Origin of the sequence: Serratia sp. CY76391 (genome assembly GCF_052166695.1) — a bacterium.
In the GTDB taxonomy this organism is placed as follows: Bacteria; Pseudomonadota; Gammaproteobacteria; order Enterobacterales; family Enterobacteriaceae; genus Serratia; species Serratia nematodiphila.
Map to the genome: position 1 here is coordinate 212,865 of NZ_JBJNOJ010000010.1, position 16,347 is coordinate 229,211.

Here is a 16,347-nt window from a genome sequence, read left to right on the forward strand (position 1 = left end):
ACGCTCAACTTACCGTGGGGCCGGGAACCGCCGTCGGCTTTTCCTGCAGGCGTTGTAATTCGGTTTCGAGCAGCGCGATGCGCGCCTGCAGATCCGTTGAGGATTCCGTTCTTTCACTCATGCCCCAGCCGCGCTCCGGCCGATAGAGCGTCGCCCAGATCCACAGCAGCGGCCAAATGGCGTGCAGCGTAAACAGGCTGACCCAACCGGCAACGTGAATCGCATCCTGATGCGGATGGCGGCGCTTTTTCGCCAGCAAATAAGGAATGTCATGAATAATAATGACGCCGTAGAATAATATCAGGAATACCGCAATCAGTACGCCTAACGCAAAATAGTTAAGAAACATGTAAAGTCCTGGTTGAGAATAATGGAAATAAACAATCTCTATAGCGTGTTATATTGTCTGATGTCGTTGGCTATGGTATCGATGGCGTTCTTCACGTCGGTGACTTTCAGCTGTGCTTTCTCATTATTAAGATTTTCTCCCGAAGCCTTACGCACCACTTTAATCACCGGCTGGTTGGTCGCGGCATCGATAAACTCGCCTTCCATATAAACCGCGCTCTCCATGGTGCGGTGCCCGGTCACGCTTTGCGTGGCGGCGATCAGCAGCGTGATGGGCAAGACTTCATAGACCTGCAGCCCTTTCTTCTGCGTGTCGATCGCCGTGATAGCGCCGCGGAAAATCAGCGTATGCTCGCGCGGCATGTCCACCAGCGTAAAGTGGGTGCCCATCGCCTGTTTAAACTGCTGGTTGGTGTAGTTCAGAATATTGTCGAGTGCGCGCTGGCTGACCATTTCGCTCGGTTTCGGTCGCGGGAAATAGATCATCGGTTGATACACCAGATATTGATAACGGGAAAAATCGACGCTCTGATCTTTCCAATATAAAACGTCTTTACCGGACGCGGATTGGCCTTTGTTAATATCGTTATAATTGGTCAGAAAGGTCGAATATTTTTCTTTTTCGGTCACGGCGGAAGAGCACGCGGCCAGTAATAACAGCGCAGGTAAAATCACCGTTCTTGTTACTTTCATTGACGGATTTCTCTTTATTTATGTGGATAGCAAATAATCAAATCGAATGATACCCACCCGCCCGTGATAAGTCATATGACAATGCCGCCAAAGACGTATATCATTTTTGATATACATACTCATACGAGCCAGCCAGTGAAAGAGAAAGACTTCCGTATTGAAGAACTCAGGATTGTAAGCGTCATCGCCGAAACGGCGAGCGTCAGCAAAGCGGCGCAGCTGCTGGATATGCCGCAGTCCAATGTGTCGCGCGCCCTCACCGCGCTGGAGCGGCGGCTCGGGCTGGAGCTGTTCTTGCGCGGCCCGCGCACTCTGTCACTGACCGAGTTCGGCGAACAATTCTTGCGCCGCGCCTCGCAGTTGCTGAACGAGCATAGCGATCTGCTCGATATGGCCGGCACCTATAAGCGCAGTATGAGCGGCATGGTCACGCTCGGCGCGCCGATAGGCATCCACGCTTTCCTGGCCAGCTATTTGCTGCCGCCACTGCTGCACGCTGCGCCGGCGCTGACTGTCGATCTGGTGACCCGCAACCCCGACGAACGTGAGAAAAAATATGGCGCAGTATTCGACAGCGACTGCGATTTGCTGATCAGCTTTTTCCAGCCACAAAACGAAAGCCTGATCGCCAGGCCCTTTACCCGTTTTCGCGTCGGGCTGTTCGCCGCGCCGGATTACATCGCCCGCATGCCGTTGAAGGAGCTGGATGAACTGTCGCAGCATCGCTGCATTACCTTGCGTATGCTGGGCGGCATCCGCAATACCTGGAGCGGCTACAATGCGCAGGGGGAGTTGGTGCAGGTCGAGATCAACGGCGCCAGCGTCTGCGATAACATTCTGCCGGCGATCGAGCTGGCCAAACAGGGCCTGGGCATCGTCTACGCCCCGTATTATTCCGTCGCCGCCGAGCTGGATGCCGGCACACTGCAGCCTTGCCTGGCGCGCGAACGCGGCATCGATATGCAGGCCTACCTGATCTACCGCCGGCGAGGCGTGTTGCCGCACCGCGTGCAGGTGACGATGGACAGCATTATGGAAAGTGTCAAACTGCACGCGCACCGGCTGATGTAACCAAGAAAAACCCCGCCGCAGCGGGGTTGAACGCCTCATATCAGCGCAAAATACCTCAACGCCCCTCTTTCTCCCCCAGGAAGAAATACCACAGCGGAATGGAAAGCAGCAGGGTGAACACCAGCGTATACAGCAGCACCATCAGGCTCTGCATGATCACCATTTGTGCGCTCCAGTCACCGATCGGCAGCTGAAACTGTTCGACGGTGCCGCCGAGGATCGCCCGGCCCATCACGCAGCCGACCGCCACCGCCACCGTCACCACCGCCGCGCGGAACTTGCGCACCTCGGCGCGGCGGGTGGCCGCTTCCGGCGTTTCATCCCGTTGGCCTTGCCGCTGGCCGCGCCAGCGCCATACGTCCACCAGCAGCAACGCCGCGAGGCTCACGCCCATCACCGGCAGACAATAACCCAGCGCCGCTGCTACCAGCAGCGTGCCGGCGCGCGCAGGCAGGGAAAGCGCCAACCAGGCGGCAACCAGCGTATGCACCGGATGCTGCGCACCCGCCGCCGGGCGGCGCATCCACCACATGCGGTAACCCAGCACGATCGTCAGGCACAGCCCGAGGCCGAACGCCGCCAGCAGCAGCTGATTCGGCAAGCCGAACAGAATGCCCATGTGGGCGTCGATGCCCCAGCGGGTCAGCTTGGCGATGAGCGGGAAGGTGTCGAACCGCACCTGGTCGACGACGGCGAAGCTCTGCGGCGCGATGGCGGCCGCGTCCACCTGCGTTGGCCAACTGCGATCCACTTCGGTCACCGTCCAGGCTTTACCCTCGCCCTTCGGCTGGCGCAGCTCTATCTTGGCGGCATCGATCCCGGCGGCGCGCGCGGCGTGCAGCGCCCGATCCCAATCGCCGTTCAGCGCATTGGCCTGTGCGGCAGGGTTCATCTTCATGCCCGGCATCATACCGCGGTGCTCGGCGTGCGGATCGGCCGGCGTCTGCGGCGCATCGGCCTGCAGGCTGGCGTTGACCTGCGGTGTGAGCCAGCCCAGGTTGGCCCGCAGCGCGTCGATGTTGCCGCCGGCCCACTGCGACCAGGTCAGCCCGGTGGCCGAGAAGAACAGCAGCCCGGCCAGCAGCGCTACGCCCAGCGTGATATGCCACTGACGATTGGCGGCGAAACGCCCTTTTGCCCTTTTCAGCTTGCGCTTCGGCCGCGTCGCCAGCCACAGCGCCACGCCGCCCAGCGCGGCCACCCACAGCCAGGAAGCCGCCAGCTCGCTGTAATTGCGGCCCATATCGCCGAGCAGCAGGCTGCTGTGCAGCTTATCCAGCCAGGTGCGCAGCGGCAGTACGCCGGAGGTGCCGTACACCGTCATATCGCCCTTGATCGCCAGGGTGTAAGGATCGACAAACAGCGCGCGCGACTCGGAAGCGCCCAGATCGGCCCCCACGAACTGTACGCGCGTGGTATCCGTCGCGCCGGGCGCCGGGCGCACGGCGTAAATGCGCGTCTCGGCACCCGCCACGCGGCGGGCGGCGGCGATTTGGTCGGCCAGCGATCTCGCCTGTCCGTGCGGTTCGGTGAAAAGCGCATCGCGATACAGCGCCTCTTCAAGCTGCGGGGTTAGCACATACAGCGTGCCGGTCAGTGCGGCGACCAGAATAAAAGGGGCAACCAGCAGGCCGATATAAAAATGCAGCCGTCTGATCAGGTTCAGCATCGCGCCTCGCGGCGATGCGGCAGGTGGAGTTTTGGTTATTGAAGACATGGCCTTTCTCGTTTTTCAAACTGTGTGCGCAGGCAAACCGTCCGCAGCGATACGGACGGCGTGACCCATGATCAACCAATAGGGAAAAACGATTGGCCGGGTGGCCCGCGCGGGCTTGGCCGCAGAGTAAGGCGCCGAATGGGCGGGGGAACGATGCGCGGCGCGCAAGGCAGGCGTGCGATGCGCGCCATCAGCCACAGCAGCGGGACGAATGCCCACAACAGCAGCGGCACGTGGATCAGCAGCTCACAATAACCGCAGAAAATCATCTCCGCCGGATCCATGCCGTGGTGGCCGGCATGCTCGGCGGCGGGCATCGCCATCCCGTGCATGTCGTGCGGCATGGCGGCTGCCGGCTGCGCCATGCCGCCCATCATTTGATGGTGCGTCAGCGATTTCGACACCACCGGCGCCACAAACAGCAACAGCACCGCCATAATGGCGATGCAGGCGGTAAAGCGTTGCGGTAGCTGGCGTGGCACTCTCATCGCGCGGCGAATTAACCCGGTCGGTGGCGAACAAGCGGCCAGTGTAACCCGCGATGCGCGAGAAGGTGAATGAAAAGTCAGGTTTGTCTTACACGGCGGCGGCGATCACAGCACCCGCGAATAGACCCGCGAGGCCTCGCCCCAGGGGTGATAGCCGAGCCCGTTATAAACGAAACCGCTGCGCTCGTAGTAACCCTCCAGATCGGTGCACAGGTGCAGCTGCGGGAAGCCCAACCGGCAAGTTTCCGCCGCCACATGCTCAATCAGCTTGGCGCCGCAGCCCCGGCCGCGCTGCGTTTCCTCTACGTAGAGCGCACACAGCCAGGGATACAGCTCGCCGCGGCTGATAAAGTCGTTGGTAATCAGCCCCGCACAGCCGAGGATCTGGTCATTTTCCATCAGCAGGTACCACTGCGGCAGCGGGTTGGCGGCGCCGAGGCTGCGGTTGATAGCGTCTTCATACATCATCAGCGTCTCTGCCGTGGCCCAGTGCCGCTGAAAATATGCAATGGCGCGCGGCGCCAGCTCGGGCGCTTGCCTCACCGAAATCATGTCCATCGTCATTCCCGTTATTCATGTTGTCAGCGTAGAATTATGCAGCAATATGCAGAGTATGGCAGCGGCATTCCGCCGCCGTCATTCATCCCAAGGAGTCATCATGACGCAAAACATCTATGACAATCAGGCCTTCTTCGACGGCTACGCGCAGCTCAGCCGCTCGCAGCACGGCCTGGACGGCGCGCCGGAATGGCCCGCCATCCGCCGCATCCTGCCGGATTTACAGGGCAAAAGCGTGGTCGATCTTGGCTGCGGCTACGGCTGGTTTTGCCGCAGCGCGCGCGAACAGGGCGCAGCCAGCGTGCTGGGACTGGACGTCTCGGAAAAGATGCTGGCCAAGGCGCGGGAGATGACCGCCGACGCGGGCATCGAGTACCGCCGGCAAGATTTGGCGCAGCTGCAGCTGCCGCCGGAAAGTTACGATCTGGTCTACAGCTCACTGACGCTGCACTACCTCGAGGATCTGGCCGCGCTGTTCGCCACGGTTTACGCCGCGCTGAAACCCGGCGGGCAGTTCATCTTCACCGCCGAGCACCCGATCTACACCGCCCCGGCGCAGCAGGGCTGGCTGACCGACGGCAACGGGCAGAAATCCTGGCCGGTCAACGGCTACCAGCGGGAAGGCCAGCGCGTCTCCAACTGGCTGGCGGAAGGCGTCATCAAGCAGCACCGCACGCTCGGCAGCTATATCAACCCGCTGGCGCAGCAAGGATTTATCATCCAGCATTTGAACGAATGGGGCCCCAGCGCGCAGCAAATCGCCGCTACCCCGGCGCTGGACGAAGAGCAGGAACGCCCGATGATCTTCATTCTCGCCGCCCGCAAACCCGCCTGATGCTTGCCTGATTCACCTGCAGTACACCATTAACACCGCCAAATTTGGGGAGGCCGCCTCCCCCCAACATTACTCACCAATCGGCAGATATCCCTGCCACAGCGGCCGGGCCGGTTTGCCGTGCGGGTTGGCCCGCAGATGAACGTGATAACCCTGCAGCGCCTGCAGCAGCAGGCAGTCATCCACCTCGGCCAGGTCATCCTTGTGCTGCTGCGCGCTGTCGGTCAGCAGCACTCGTTTGGCTTTGTCTTTCGCCTCGTCGGCGGAGCGCGCCACGAACAGGCCGAACTGGTGCAGTTCCGCCAGCTCATCGCTGCGGTAGCCGCCCACGTTAACGAAAAACAGCTTCTCTTCCCCCTCAAACGGCGCAGGCTCCAGGCTCACGTCGTAACCGTCCGCCCAGTCGATGCGCGCATAGCCGTCGACATGCACCTTGCGCTTATCGCCGAACCACTTTTCACGCAGCAGCGGATACGCCTCTTCCGGCCGATCCGCCGCCGCGAACTGCACGTCGTGCAACTCAATATTGGCGCCCGGCGCCGTACCGCCCACATAAAACATCAATAATCCCGGCATGTTAGTCTGCTCTCCCTGGTGATAATCGCTATATAATTTAATGCATAACGAAACATCTGCCAACGGTAGCGCCATTCTGTGTTATCAATAGGTGAGGTTTAATCTGTTGTGGAGGAACGCATGGCATTCAATATCGGTGATTTTGTACAACGCACCACCGGCGGCCCAAAGATGACCGTGGTGGCGATCGACGGCGAAACCCTGGTTTGCAGCTGGAATGAACTGGGTAAAGAGCAGCGCACGGAGGTGCAGGCCAGCGAGGTGGCGCTGTACCATGAAGACGGCGATTTCGGCGTCTGCTGAACGCTCGGGGCGCGCGCCGCGCCCCGTTATCGCCTCAGGCGCGAATGTCCTGATAGGCTGGCGTGGTATCAAACTCATGCTTGGCGAACGGGCACAGCGGAATGATTTTACGCTGCTCAGCGCGCATTTTCTCCACCACCAGCGCCACCAGCTTTTTGCCGACGCCCTGCCCCTTCAATGACTCATCCACCCAGGTGTGATCGATAATGGTCAGCTTGTCACCGCTCGGCACGAAAGAGATCTCGGCGATCAGCTTGCCTTGCTCATCATTGATATAAAAACGCTTGTCGTCTGCCAAGATTTTATGATCCATACGATTTCTCCCTATATTTAAGTGCGCCGCTGGGGCAGCTGTCGATAACGCGTTTCACCTCGGCCGGCTCGGCATTGTCCGGCATAATCCACGGGCGGCGATTCAAGGTAAAAATAGCCGCGTTGCCATGCACGCAGTTGGCGGAATGGCGGCAAACTGCACTGTTAAAATAAACGTCAATCTTATCACCGGAATAACGGCGGTAACCGGCGGCGGTCAATTCCTCATCCATCACGACCTCACGTTGCCTGTTTTATTGTTTTTGATCCAGAGTCAAGTATAGGCAATACCGCCGGCTTCACCACGCATCTCGCTCAACGAAAAAAGTGGCGCAACCGCCCGTCGCCGCTAGAAAAAAACGTAAATTGTTCTAATCTTTATACAGTAAGACAACATAATTCCGACAGTGGCTAAGGAGTTCGAAATGGGTGATAGCTCAAAAGACGGCGTAATTCTGCTGTCCCGCATATTGCTGATGATTCTGTTTATCATTTTCGGTTGGATGAAACTGGTCAACTTCGGTGCGACCGTCACGGCGATGGAAGGTTACGGTACGCCGATGCCTTATTTGGCGGCGATCGTTGCCGTGGTGGTGGAGTTTATTTTCGGCATCGCGCTTATTCTCGGCCTGTTTACTCGCCCTATCGCGGTCATTTTCGCCCTCTATGTTTTGGGCACCGCGTTTATCGGCCATCCATTCTGGAAAATGACCGGTATGGAAATGATGGGCAACGAAATCAACTTCTTTAAAAACATCAGCATCATTGGTGGTTTGCTGTTGCTGGCGGTGACCGGCGCCGGCCGTTATTCGCTGGACTATAAAATATTTAATAAATAATTCATCGATGGCCGGCGTCTATCGCCGGCCATTTTATTTCGGCAATCCTTTCAACGGCTACGCTTGGCGTGGCGCTCAAAGTTTTCCGCCCTGGCCTGCGCCGATTTACGCAGCGTGACGTAGCAGGCGCCCTCGCCGCCGTCGCGCGGTAAGGCACGGCAAAACGCCTGCACCTGCTCAAACTGCGCCAGCCATTTGGCGACGTAACTGCGCACGATATTCGGATGGCTGTCGTTCTGCCGCCCGCGGCCATGCACGATCAGCAGCGAACGCAGGTTTTGCGCCTCCGCCTGCACGATGAAGCGAAACAGCGCCTGCCGGCTGGCTTCGACCGACTGACGCAGCAGGTTCAGCGACGCCTGCGGCGGGTAACGCCCGTTGCGCAGCTTGTCCAGCACGCCCTGCTGAATGCCTTCCCCTTTGAACTCCAGCGGCTGTTCGCAGGGGATCACCTCGAGAAAATCGGTGCTGAGGAAGTTTTCCTGCCGCAGCCGCTGCGCTTCGCGCCGCGCGCTTTTGTCCACCGTCTCCTGCGGCCGGAGGTGCAACGTCTGCCGCCCGTTCGCCAGCGGTACCACGTCCGCCATCGCCTGTTCAAAAAAGTCTTTTTCCTGCTCGCTCATGTTCCACCTCTCTTGAACGGCAGCCTTTACGGCCGGGAATGGGGTCGATTGTAAGACGCCTTGCCACGGTTGCAAGCCGGGAATTGTCAGCGGCATGTGTCTCATTTGTCGTCAACGGGTGAGCTTGCGAACAGTTTTCGCTATACTGCTAAGCCATCATTGAGTGCCGCAAAGGATCGAGCCCATGACAATGCGCGAGCTGGAAATCCAGTTTCAAAATGCGATGAATGAGTTGCAGAGCAGCTTCGAACGGCAACACCGCGAATGGCAGCAGAGCTACCAGGCGCTGCAGCAACTGCTGGAAGAAGCCAAACAGCGCGAAGCCGCGCTGCGGGCGCAGAATGAACAACTGGCGCGCAAACTGAGCACCGCCAGTTCGGTGCCGGAACAACATGCGCTGGTGAAGCAGATCAAAATGCTTGGCGCCCATCTCGACGCGTTGGCCAAAGACGCGGCCACCTTTAACCACCATCTGCGCCAGCAGAGCGCGGTCGGTAATTTCAGCGGCGAACAGCATTGATAGCGGGCGCTGTCGCACAGCGCCTCTCCCTCTTCTGGCGTATTGAGAGTGTAATAAAGCCTAAATGACCTGGATCATCCTCGCCGTCCTGATCGTCGTATTTATTATCGGTTACCGCATTCTGACGTCCGACACCCGCAAAGCCATCGATTCGCTGGCCCATCTGCTGAGGGTCAAACCGATGCTGATCGAATCGATGATCCAGGAAATGGGCGGCCGCCAAAGCCAGACCTTTATCCGCATGCTGAACAACGGCTACACCGAAGAGATGCACCAGGCCGCTTACCTGCTGTTCATCTATCTGACGTTCATCAAACAGGCGGACGACGAACAGATTGCCCTGTGGCGCGACGTGCTGCTGCGCGCCGGGCTGTCGCCGGAGCTGCACGCCGAGCACACCGAAGCGGCGCTGTTTTACTTCGCCGAGCTGGATATCGATGCATTTGAACTGGCGCAGTTCCGCCGCGCCTACAATGAGCGTTTCAACCGCGAAGCGTTGGCCCACGGCTGATCGCGTCCCCCGGGCGGGGGACCGATTACAGGAACATGCTGTAGAGGTAGCGCGACAGCGCTTCGCGCGAGCTGAAGCCGTGTGCGATGCCGTAACGCAGGTTCGGGGCGTCGCTGCTTAAATCCAGGGGAAACTCCAGATACTGCTCGCTGGTGCGCACCGGGGAGGTCGGCGTGGCGAAATGCACGCTTCTCTCTTTCAGCGCCGGGTGGATCACCAATGCGGTTCTGCCCATCCGCGCTTCGCGATTCACATACACATAATGCGTACCCTTGCGGTAGCCATAGGCCTGATCGGTGACATAATCACGCTCAAAGCCGGTATTCTCCAACACTTTAGCCACTTCATCCGGCCGTAAATACATCGATTCCTCCTCTCATTCTGGACCGCTGAGCGACCTTACCGTAATCATTCACCGAAACAACGATTTTCTGGGGAGGAATCCGGGTTTCGGACTATTCCTGAATCAGCGCCGGCTGCGCTGCAGCAGGCGCAGGGTGAGCAGCACCCCGAGCGCCACCAGCAGTGCCGCCGCCAGATAGATCGACGGCACGCCCGCTTGCCCAATCAGCAGCCCGGCCAGCGGGCCGGTGATGCCCAACGCCAGGTCGAGGAACGCCGAATAAGTGCCGAGCGCCGTGCCCTGGTTCTGCGGCGGCACCTGTTTCACCGCCTCAACGCCCAGCGCCGGGAACACCAGCGAAAAACCGGCGCCGGCCAGCAACGCGCCGGTTTGCACCATCCAGGGTTCGCCGGCCTGCCAGATCAACAGCAGCCCGACGATCTCCACCAGAAACGACGCCAGCGTCACCTTCAACCCGCCGTGGCGGTTGATGACGTTGCTGAAGATCAGGCGGATGCCGACGAAGGCGCAGCTGAACAGCGTCAGCGAAAACGCCGCGCCGCTCCAGCCCTTGTCGGCGTAGTAAAGGGTGATGAACGTGGCGATGACGCCGAAGCCGACGGTGCCCATCGCCAGCCCGAGACCATAGGCCCAGATGCGGCCGAACACCGCGCTGAAGGCGATACGCTGCCCGGCGGCGATCGAGACATCCGGCTTGCCGCTCGCCAACAGCAGCGCCACCGCGACAGCCAGCACGATCAGCGCCGCCACCCCGGCCAAGCCCCACTGCTGATTCAGGTACACGCCGAGCGGCGCGCCGGCCGCCATCGCCCCGTAGGTGGCGACGCCGTTCCAGGAAATCACCCGTGCGGTGTGCATCGCCCCGACCCGGCCGATGCCCCACAGCGTGGAACCGGTGCTGGCGAAGCTTTCGCCGACGCCGAGAAACACCCGCCCCACGCACAGCAACAGCAGGCTGAGCCACGGATAACCGTCAACGCCAAACGCCAGCGCGTAAAACAGCCCGCTGGCGCCGCAGCACGCCAGGCCGAACAGCACCACCTTCTTCGGCCCCAGCTGATCGGCGTAGCGCCCGGCATGCGGGCGGCTGAACAGCGTGGCGAAGTACTGCGCGCTAATGATAAGGCCCGCCAGCACCGAGTTGTAGCCTAGGTGGTCATGCACAAATCCCGGCAGCACCGCCAGCGGCAGGCCGATGGTCAGGTAGCAGACGAAGGTGAACATCACCACGGACAGAATGCGTCGGTTCAGCTGGAAGTTATTTTCTGCGGTCATCGAAGGTGGCTCGCATCGGACGGGGTAGACGAAGCCCTCCAGCATACCCCGATGAGATTTGATGATAAATGAGAGAGTAATAACGAATTATTATTTCGCTAACGATTTTGCCGCCACCCGCGCGCGCAGAAAATCGATAAACGCCCGCACCTTCTCCGGCACATGGCGGGTATTCGGGTAGAGCGCATAGATGCTCTGCTCGGGGAAACGGTGATCCGGCAGCAACCGCTGCAGCCTGCCGGCGTCGATCTCGGGCTGCGCCAGCCACGCCGGCAGCAGCGCCACGCCGCCGCCATGCAGGGCGAACGCCAGCAATGCCGCAGCGCTGTCGCCGGTGAGCATCGCGGCGTCCGCGACCTTGAAAAGCACCGCTTCGCGCTGCGGCGTGACCACCTGCCAGCTGAGGGGCGAACTGAGCCGGCTGTGGGCGATCCACTGCGCCTGCGCCAGATCCGTCAGCGAATGGATCGGCCGGTCGGCCAGATAATCCAGCGCCGCCACCGGAAAAATGGCGAAGCTGTCGATCAGCGCCGCGCGGTGGCTGGAATCCGCCAGCTGGCCCAGGCGGATCGCCACGTCGAAGCGCTCCGAAATCAGATCGGCATGATAAGAAGAAGACACATGCTGGATGCGCAGGCGCGGATGCTGGCGCGAAAACGCCGCCAGCGCCGGCGCCACCACCTGCGCGCCGTACTCCGGCGTGCTGGTGATGCGCAGCACGCCGCTCAGCCCATGATGATCGCGACGCACGTCGTCGAGCACGTTCTCCGCCTCCTGCAACAGCTGCAGGCTGCGCTGGTAGAAGCGTTCGCCGGCATCGGTCAGCGATAATCGGCGGGTGCTGCGCGCCAGCAGTGAAACCCCCAGTTCGTTCTCCAGCTGCTTGACGTTAAAGCTCACCACCGCCTTGGTTTGCCCCAGCGCCACCGCCGCTGCGGTAAAGCTGCCCGCCTCCACCACCGCCGCGAAGATCGCCAGGCGCTGCAAATTCAGCATTTCGCCGCCCTTATTGTCAAAATCATTTTGACAGTGTAATCGCCCGCCGCCGATTTATCCGCACTTTCCCCCCCGATACACTGCTCGCCTTCAACCGGAGGCACCATGTCTTATCGCAGCAAAGTGGCAATCGTCTATCTGCTCGGCTTTTTCGTCGATCTGATCAATATGTTTATCGCCAACGTCGCCTACCCCGCCATCGGCCAGGCGATGCGAGCATCGGTCAACCAGCTGGCGTGGGTCAGCAACGGCTATATTCTCGGCCTGACGCTGGTGATCCCGCTCAGCGCCTGGCTGGCGCAGCGTATCGGCGGACGGCGGGTGTTTCTGCTTTCGCTGGCGCTGTTCATGCTGGCCACCCTCGGCGCGGGCAACGCCGACAGCATCGGGGCGCTGATCGGCTGGCGCACCCTGCAGGGCATGGGCGGCGGCTTGCTGATCCCCATCGGCCAGACGCTGACCTATCAGCTGTATCGCAGCCATGAACGCGCCGGGCTGTCGGCCGCCATCATGTTGGTCGGGCTGCTGGCGCCGGCGCTGTCACCGGCGCTGGGCGGCTGGCTCGTCGATCGGTTGGACTGGCGCTGGGTGTTTTTCGCCAACCTGCCGCTGGCGGCTCTGGCCCTGGCGCTGGCGGCGCTGTGGCTGCGCGCGGAAGCGCCGACGGCGGCGCGTAAACCGCTCGACGCCACGGGGCTGCTGAGCGGCTGCGCGGCGCTGACGCTGCTGCTGCTCGGCCTGACCCGGCTGAGCGAGGCCGGCCATCAGACTTCCGGCGCGGCGCTGCTGGCCGCCGGCCTGCTGGTGCTGGCCTATTATTTGCGCCATAGTCTGCGCACCCCGCAGCCGCTGCTGAACCTGCGGCTGGTCGGCGATCCGCTGCTGCGCAACGCCATGGCGGTTTATTTGTGCATTCCCGGCCTGTTCATCGGCGTCAGCCTGGTGGCGATGCTGTATCTGCAAAACCAGCTGGGGATGCCCGCCGCACAGGTCGGCGGCCTGATGCTGCCCTGGGCGCTGGCGTCGTTCCTGGCCATCACGCTGACCGGCAAAACCTTTAACCGCCTCGGCCCGCGGCCGCTTTTGATCGTCGGCTGCCTGCTGCAAGGTGCCGGCATGCTGACGCTGGCGCAGATCGATCAGGCCGGGCAGCACGCGTTGCAGATCGCCGCCTTCGCCCTGATGGGGTTCGGCGGCAGCCTGTGCAGCAGCACCGCGCAGAGCAGCGCGTTCCTGCAGATCCCCGACGCTCAGCTGGCGGACGCCAGCGCGCTGTGGAACATCAACCGCCAGCTCAGTTTTTGCCTCGGTGTGGCGCTGCTCAGCCTGCTGCTGAATCTGCTGCTGGCCGTGTTGCCGCCCGCGGCGGCTTACCGCACCTGCTTCATTCTGGCGGGCACCAGCGTACTTATCCCGCTGCTGCTGTGCCTGCGCCTCGCCAACCGCGCCATCGTGCGCCAACTCAACGCTCAACAGGATGCTTTATGAACCCGTATTTTACCGAAGTGATCGACGCCCACATCGCCATTGAACGCTGGCTGGGCAAAGGGGCTGGAGAAGAGCAAGCGCTGCTGGCGCGCTTTACGCCGGATTTCAGCATGATCGCGCTGAACGGCGCCCCGCTGGATTTCACCGCGCTGTGCGCTTTTTTCCGCGCGCATCGCGCCGCCAAACCGGGTCTGGAAATCGAGATAGAAGAGATGAAGCTGGTGGCCGAATGGCCGACGGGCGCAGTAGTCAGCTACCGGGAAAAACAGAGTCTGCCGGGACAAAGCGCCACGCTGCGCTACTCCACGGTGGTGTTTGAACGCCAGCGCAACGCGCTCGGCTGGCGGCATTTGCATGAAACCGCCGCGGCGCAATGATCACAAAAAGCTGCCGGCCAAAAACAGTTCCCAGCCGACGATCACCCCGCACAGGGTTACCGCGCTGAAAATGACTTCAAACAGATAGCGATTGATCATCGTGCGTCGCCTCAAAAGAAGACACCCGGAAGAACCGGGTGTCTGGAGTACGGACTGGAGCGTGCGGAACCTTTCGGTTCCGCAAACATCACTTAATTACGCTTTTTTACCGGCTTTTTTGTGGTGTTTTTTAGCGGCCTGAGCTTTCTGCACTGGCGCTTTTTTGTGGTGCTTTTTAGCTGCCTGGGCTTTCTGAGCCGGCGCTTTTTTGTGGTGCTTTTTAGCGGCCTGAGCTTTCTGGGCTGGCGCTTTTTTGTGGTGCTTGGCTTTCTTGTGGTGCGTCGCTTTAGCTGGCGCTTTTTCAGCAGCCGCCGCTGGCGCAGCGGTAGTGGTGGTCGCAGCTGGCGCGGTGGTGGTAGCCGGAGCAGTAGCTGCAGTATCAGCAGCGAAAGCAACAGAAGACAGACCCATAGTGGCAGCAACGATCAGCGCTAATACTTTTTTCATCTTTAAATCCTCAGAGTGTTGTTTCGGTAAGCTCCGGTGGAGCCGTTGAAACAGATACTAGTGGAATCAAACCGCCGCTTCCGTGAGTGATTGGTTTCGCCGAGTAACCAAATGTACAAAGCCCAGGCACCGGCAAGCACCTGCGTGACGGCGGTTTTTTTCCGTGATCGGCCACGCAAATCTCGACATGGTCTACACTTAAAAGACATGTGTCGAAATGGAGAGCTGAATGTTTAAGAAAGCGGAAAGAACAGAACGCGACATCGATCAGGACGTCACTCTGTTGGCCGATACGCTGGATGAAGTGTTGCGCGAGTCCGGTGACAAGACCAAAGAGGAACTGAAAGAGCTGCACAGCAAGGCGAAAGGCGTGCTGCGCGACGCGCGAGCGCGATTCAACGGCTCCACCAGTCTGACACAGCATGCGCGCGACGCGGTCGATCAAGCCGACAGCTATGTGCGTGACAAACCTTGGCAGGGCGTAGGGATCGGTGCCGCCGTCGGCATCGTGCTCGGCGTGCTGCTGGCCCGGCGTTAACACCCCTGCAGTCATAAAGATAAAACAGATGTGCGTCTGGCCCGCGGAAATCGCGGGCCGTTTAATTTGCGTGTTTAAACAGCTGCGCTAGCCCCTGCACCGCCCGCTCCGCCTCCTCTCGCCGGCTGAAATTGGCGAACCCCAACAGTAACCCCTGCCCCGCCGGATGGTCGATGCGCCAGTCTGAGAGCGCCTGCACCGCCAGCCCCTGTTGCCACGCCAGCGCCGCCAAGGGCGCATCCGCCATGCCGTCGCACAGCCGGGCCAACAGCTGAATGCCCCCTTGCTGCGGCACCACCGTCAGCCACGCCTCCAGTCGCCGTTCCAGCGCCTGCGTCAACCACTCGCGCCGCTGGCGGTACAGCGGCCGCATGCGTTTCAGGTGGCGGTAGAAATGCCCTTGGCGGATGAAATCCGCCACGCTTGCCTGCAGCAGCGGTGGGCAGCCGCAGCCGCGCAGCCGGCTGCTGCGCGTGAATGCCGCCGTCAGACCGGCGGGCACCACCAGATAAGCCATGCGCAGCGCCGGGAACAGCGTTTTGCTGAAGGTGCCGGCGTACAGCACCCGCCCCTGAACGTCGAGGCTTTTCAGCGGCGGCAATGGCCGCCCGTGATAGCGAAACTCGCTGTCGTAGTCATCCTCGAGGATCCAGGCCCCGCGCTGCTGCGCCCAGTCGAGCAGCGCCATCCGCCGCGCCAGGCTGAGCGAGACGCCGAGCGGGCTCTGATGAGTCGGCGTGACCACCGCCAGCCGCGCCTCGGGCTCAGTCAGGATACCGGCGGCCACGTCCATGCCCTGTTCATCCACCGGCACGGCGACCGGCCTCACGCCGGCGGCCCGCAGCAGCGGGCGCGTGACCGGATAGCCGGGATCTTCAATCCATACCGCGTCACCGGCGTGCAACAGCGTCTCCACCACCCAGTCCAACAGCGCCGGGTAGCCGGCGCAGAGGAAAATCTGCTCCGGCTGGCAGCTGATGCCGCGCGACAAATGCAGATAATGGGCGATCGCCTCACGCAGTTCAGGCAGGCCGCCGGCCGGCGGCAGCGCCAGGGAAGCCACCGTAGAACCGCGCAGCTGGCGGGCGACAATGCGCTGCCACAGCGCACGTGGAAACGCATCCAGCGCCGGCACGCCCAGTTGGAAAGGCTGCAGCATGCCCTGCGGCTGCAGCGGATCGGGCGCCACCGCCGGCAGCGGCGGTGCAGCGGAGGCCGCCCCCTGCATGGGCGGCAACTGCGGCGAGACATAGGTGCCTGCCTGCCCCCGGCTCAGCAAGAAACCTTCGGCCATCATAGAGGCGCAAAGAGCGCTTGGGGCCGATATCGGGAACGCCGTTCGGGCTGCTGGTCGCCTGCACAGGCAGCT

General features: G+C 61.2%; 22 protein-coding genes and 1 pseudogene. 9 read left to right on the top strand and 14 right to left on the bottom strand.

Features of this window, described 5'->3' with window-relative positions; all coding sequences use genetic code 11:
* Positions 1 to 4: 4 nt before the first annotated feature.
* Together ACJ8PN_RS19405 and ACJ8PN_RS19410 are read right to left on the bottom strand one after the other, a co-directional pair.
* Complete coding sequence (locus ACJ8PN_RS19405) at positions 5 to 349, bottom strand: DUF3302 domain-containing protein (protein WP_015378821.1); 345 nt, start codon at positions 347 to 349, stop codon at positions 5 to 7.
* Positions 350 to 387: 38 nt separating this feature from the next.
* The gene (locus tag ACJ8PN_RS19410) at positions 388 to 1,041 is read right to left on the bottom strand and encodes a DUF3313 domain-containing protein (RefSeq protein WP_004929005.1); all 654 of its coding nucleotides are present in this window, start codon (positions 1,039 to 1,041) and stop codon (positions 388 to 390) included.
* Between the two features lie 135 nt (positions 1,042 to 1,176).
* Between ACJ8PN_RS19410 and ACJ8PN_RS19415 the strand changes: the two genes are divergently transcribed.
* Positions 1,177 to 2,112, top strand: coding sequence for a LysR family transcriptional regulator (locus ACJ8PN_RS19415; protein WP_082997558.1), 936 nt, complete (start codon positions 1,177 to 1,179; stop codon positions 2,110 to 2,112).
* 55 nt (positions 2,113 to 2,167) lie between these two features.
* Here ACJ8PN_RS19415 and ACJ8PN_RS19420 read toward each other — a convergent pair whose 3' ends face one another.
* The 3 genes from ACJ8PN_RS19420 to ACJ8PN_RS19430 all read right to left on the bottom strand — a co-directional run bounded on the left by ACJ8PN_RS19420 (position 2,168) and on the right by ACJ8PN_RS19430 (position 4,875).
* Positions 2,168 to 3,781, bottom strand: a complete 1,614-nt coding sequence (locus ACJ8PN_RS19420) for a DUF2534 family protein (RefSeq protein WP_253718490.1) — start codon at positions 3,779 to 3,781, stop codon at positions 2,168 to 2,170.
* A gap of 119 nt (positions 3,782 to 3,900) precedes the next feature.
* A complete protein-coding gene (locus ACJ8PN_RS19425; RefSeq protein ID WP_253718491.1) occupies positions 3,901 to 4,317 on the bottom strand; it encodes a DUF2946 domain-containing protein in 417 nt (138 codons plus the stop codon).
* A 105-nt stretch (positions 4,318 to 4,422) separates the two neighbouring features.
* Positions 4,423 to 4,875, bottom strand: a complete 453-nt coding sequence (locus ACJ8PN_RS19430) for a GNAT family N-acetyltransferase (protein ID WP_171454611.1) — start codon at positions 4,873 to 4,875, stop codon at positions 4,423 to 4,425.
* A 100-nt stretch (positions 4,876 to 4,975) separates the two neighbouring features.
* On the opposite strand from ACJ8PN_RS19430, the gene ACJ8PN_RS19435 reads away from it, so the two are divergent.
* Positions 4,976 to 5,710 (top strand): class I SAM-dependent methyltransferase, encoded by a 735-nt coding sequence (locus ACJ8PN_RS19435; RefSeq protein WP_004928990.1) that lies wholly within the window; start codon positions 4,976 to 4,978, stop codon positions 5,708 to 5,710.
* A 69-nt stretch (positions 5,711 to 5,779) separates the two neighbouring features.
* Here ACJ8PN_RS19435 and ACJ8PN_RS19440 read toward each other — a convergent pair whose 3' ends face one another.
* A complete protein-coding gene (locus ACJ8PN_RS19440) occupies positions 5,780 to 6,286 on the bottom strand; it encodes a DUF1543 domain-containing protein (RefSeq protein WP_437189732.1) in 507 nt (168 codons plus the stop codon).
* A gap of 120 nt (positions 6,287 to 6,406) precedes the next feature.
* On the opposite strand from ACJ8PN_RS19440, the gene ACJ8PN_RS19445 reads away from it, so the two are divergent.
* Positions 6,407 to 6,589, top strand: coding sequence for a YodC family protein (locus ACJ8PN_RS19445; protein ID WP_015378856.1), 183 nt, complete (start codon positions 6,407 to 6,409; stop codon positions 6,587 to 6,589).
* Between the two features lie 34 nt (positions 6,590 to 6,623).
* On the opposite strand, the gene ACJ8PN_RS19450 is transcribed toward ACJ8PN_RS19445, so the two are convergent.
* Together ACJ8PN_RS19450 and ACJ8PN_RS19455 are read right to left on the bottom strand one after the other, a co-directional pair.
* Positions 6,624 to 6,902: a GNAT family N-acetyltransferase gene (locus tag ACJ8PN_RS19450; RefSeq protein WP_004928983.1), complete on the bottom strand. Its 279-nt coding sequence runs from the start codon at positions 6,900 to 6,902 to the stop codon at positions 6,624 to 6,626.
* Complete coding sequence (locus ACJ8PN_RS19455; RefSeq protein ID WP_004928981.1) at positions 6,892 to 7,134, bottom strand: (4Fe-4S)-binding protein; 243 nt, start codon at positions 7,132 to 7,134, stop codon at positions 6,892 to 6,894. Before ACJ8PN_RS19455 ends, ACJ8PN_RS19450 begins: the two co-directional genes overlap by 11 nt.
* A 192-nt stretch (positions 7,135 to 7,326) precedes the next feature.
* Between ACJ8PN_RS19455 and ACJ8PN_RS19460 the strand changes: the two genes are divergently transcribed.
* Positions 7,327 to 7,740 carry a DoxX family protein gene (locus ACJ8PN_RS19460; RefSeq protein ID WP_004928980.1) on the top strand — a complete coding sequence of 138 codons (414 nt, stop codon included), beginning with the start codon at positions 7,327 to 7,329 and terminating at the stop codon, positions 7,738 to 7,740.
* Between the two features lie 50 nt (positions 7,741 to 7,790).
* Here ACJ8PN_RS19460 and smrA read toward each other — a convergent pair whose 3' ends face one another.
* On the bottom strand, positions 7,791 to 8,363 hold the full coding sequence (smrA, locus tag ACJ8PN_RS19465) for a DNA endonuclease SmrA (protein ID WP_004928978.1): 573 nt from the start codon (positions 8,361 to 8,363) through the stop codon (positions 7,791 to 7,793).
* A 184-nt stretch (positions 8,364 to 8,547) separates the two neighbouring features.
* Between smrA and ACJ8PN_RS19470 the strand changes: the two genes are divergently transcribed.
* Entirely contained in the window at positions 8,548 to 8,883 is a 336-nt protein-coding gene (locus tag ACJ8PN_RS19470; protein WP_004928976.1) for an MbeD/MobD family mobilization/exclusion protein, read from the top strand.
* 64 nt (positions 8,884 to 8,947) lie between these two features.
* Entirely contained in the window at positions 8,948 to 9,394 is a 447-nt protein-coding gene (locus tag ACJ8PN_RS19475) for a DUF1198 family protein (protein ID WP_004928974.1), read from the top strand.
* Positions 9,395 to 9,419: 25 nt separating this feature from the next.
* On the opposite strand, the gene ACJ8PN_RS19480 is transcribed toward ACJ8PN_RS19475, so the two are convergent.
* The 3 genes from ACJ8PN_RS19480 to ACJ8PN_RS19490 all read right to left on the bottom strand — a co-directional run bounded on the left by ACJ8PN_RS19480 (position 9,420) and on the right by ACJ8PN_RS19490 (position 12,029).
* On the bottom strand, positions 9,420 to 9,758 hold the full coding sequence (locus ACJ8PN_RS19480; RefSeq protein ID WP_004928971.1) for a DUF2002 family protein: 339 nt from the start codon (positions 9,756 to 9,758) through the stop codon (positions 9,420 to 9,422).
* A gap of 102 nt (positions 9,759 to 9,860) precedes the next feature.
* Entirely contained in the window at positions 9,861 to 11,033 is a 1,173-nt protein-coding gene (locus ACJ8PN_RS19485; protein WP_171454613.1) for an MFS transporter, read from the bottom strand.
* A 90-nt stretch (positions 11,034 to 11,123) separates the two neighbouring features.
* Positions 11,124 to 12,029 carry a LysR family transcriptional regulator gene (locus tag ACJ8PN_RS19490; RefSeq protein ID WP_351109212.1) on the bottom strand — a complete coding sequence of 302 codons (906 nt, stop codon included), beginning with the start codon at positions 12,027 to 12,029 and terminating at the stop codon, positions 11,124 to 11,126.
* Between the two features lie 105 nt (positions 12,030 to 12,134).
* Between ACJ8PN_RS19490 and ACJ8PN_RS19495 the strand changes: the two genes are divergently transcribed.
* Both ACJ8PN_RS19495 and ACJ8PN_RS19500 read left to right on the top strand, forming a co-directional pair.
* Positions 12,135 to 13,517, top strand: a complete 1,383-nt coding sequence (locus ACJ8PN_RS19495) for an MFS transporter (RefSeq protein ID WP_351109214.1) — start codon at positions 12,135 to 12,137, stop codon at positions 13,515 to 13,517.
* Complete coding sequence (locus ACJ8PN_RS19500; protein ID WP_171404257.1) at positions 13,514 to 13,894, top strand: DUF4440 domain-containing protein; 381 nt, start codon at positions 13,514 to 13,516, stop codon at positions 13,892 to 13,894. The genes ACJ8PN_RS19495 and ACJ8PN_RS19500 overlap by 4 nt, the downstream gene beginning before the upstream one ends.
* 195 nt (positions 13,895 to 14,089) lie before the next feature.
* Here ACJ8PN_RS19500 and asr read toward each other — a convergent pair whose 3' ends face one another.
* Positions 14,090 to 14,440 (bottom strand): acid resistance repetitive basic protein Asr, encoded by a 351-nt coding sequence (gene asr, locus ACJ8PN_RS19505; RefSeq protein ID WP_004928953.1) that lies wholly within the window; start codon positions 14,438 to 14,440, stop codon positions 14,090 to 14,092.
* 229 nt (positions 14,441 to 14,669) lie between these two features.
* On the opposite strand from asr, the gene ACJ8PN_RS19510 reads away from it, so the two are divergent.
* Entirely contained in the window at positions 14,670 to 14,978 is a 309-nt protein-coding gene (locus tag ACJ8PN_RS19510) for a DUF883 family protein (RefSeq protein ID WP_004928950.1), read from the top strand.
* A gap of 61 nt (positions 14,979 to 15,039) precedes the next feature.
* On the opposite strand, the pseudogene pdxR reads toward ACJ8PN_RS19510, so the two are convergent.
* Positions 15,040 to 16,281 (bottom strand): annotated as a pseudogene (gene pdxR, locus ACJ8PN_RS19515) (MocR-like pyridoxine biosynthesis transcription factor PdxR); the annotation flags it as partial.
* Positions 16,282 to 16,347 lie beyond the last annotated feature (66 nt).